At 28.7% G+C, this 1,018-nt stretch carries 1 protein-coding gene; it reads right to left on the bottom strand.

Features of this window, described 5'->3' with window-relative positions:
• Nucleotides 1-261 precede the first annotated feature (261 nt).
• Nucleotides 262-879, bottom strand: coding sequence for a hypothetical protein (locus ES677_RS15140; protein ID WP_148381731.1), 618 nt, complete (start codon nucleotides 877-879; stop codon nucleotides 262-264).
• Nucleotides 880-1,018 lie beyond the last annotated feature (139 nt).

The following is a 1,018-nucleotide window of genomic DNA, read 5'->3' as shown; positions in this document are numbered from 1 at the left end:
TTCAAATCATTCGGTAGATTTGGTTTCCATTTCGGTTTGGGTGGAAAGTCAATAACTTCCTTTTTTTTGTTAAATAATTTATCAAATATTCCCATTCGTTCGGTTTTGTTTTTAATTGTACACAACGTGATGTGTATGGTTAGTTGCGTGGTTAAGCAACTAAATTAATAAACAATTACGGACTAGAGAATATTCCGAAGGAATATTCCAGATGAGCACTTGCCCAAGCAATTAATTATACACTGTGTTAGCAAATCGTTTTTATTCTAATAATTCGACATAAACATTGTTAGTTGAAAGCTTAGTGTCCAGCGCATAATAATTTCTATTCAGAAGTAATTTATCAGAGGTAGAGTCTAGTTTGAAAAAACGTAAGTCCATTACAAAACCTTCAAAGCCATAATTTTCAAAATTTTTATAGTCGAATTCAATAGTACTTTTATTTGATTTAATTTCTTTAACAATGATAGAATCATTTTCTTTTTGTAGAAAAACCAATGTTATTTCTCTAGAACTAATTTTTGATTTAGGAATACTATCAGCAGGCGAGTAGAGACTGATCTTTCCTTTCAGAATTGAGTCTTTTTTATTTCCAATAATATTAAAATCAAAAAATTTACTTTTAGAACTATCTATCACTCCTTTTTTATAAAATAGCCAAGTATTCCAGAAAGTATCCCGTTTTTTTGAAACATATGCTTCATTTTCTCCAACTAATTCACCATTATTATAAAAAGGAATATTAATTCTTTGATAACGTTTAGAAGTGTCAATTTCCGTTTTATTCAGAGTGACGTTTTCAGTCTTTAATTCCGATGACTTTTTGCAAGAGATTAGACAAAAAAATAATAGTATGTAAATGGTTTTGAGGTTGTTCATCAAATGTTTGCTAACGATCTGGATATGAATCGTAGCTTCAATCCAGTTCTAAGTTTTGTTATTTTTGTATTCTCTAAAAATAGTTAAAAACTTTCTAATGACCTATTAACAGCTATGATTTATATGTTTTGTTGTTTGC

The organism is Bizionia gelidisalsuginis (assembly GCF_008086185.1).
In the GTDB taxonomy this organism is placed as follows: domain Bacteria; phylum Bacteroidota; class Bacteroidia; order Flavobacteriales; family Flavobacteriaceae; genus Bizionia; species Bizionia saleffrena.
The sequence above is the reverse complement of the archived record's forward strand: the minus strand, read 5'-3'. Positions and strand labels throughout refer to the sequence as shown.

Coding starts and splice junctions, on each gene's coding strand:
- ES677_RS15140 (WP_148381731.1), bottom strand. CDS start 879: ATGAACAACCTCAAAACCATTTACATACTATTATTTTTTTGTCTAATC.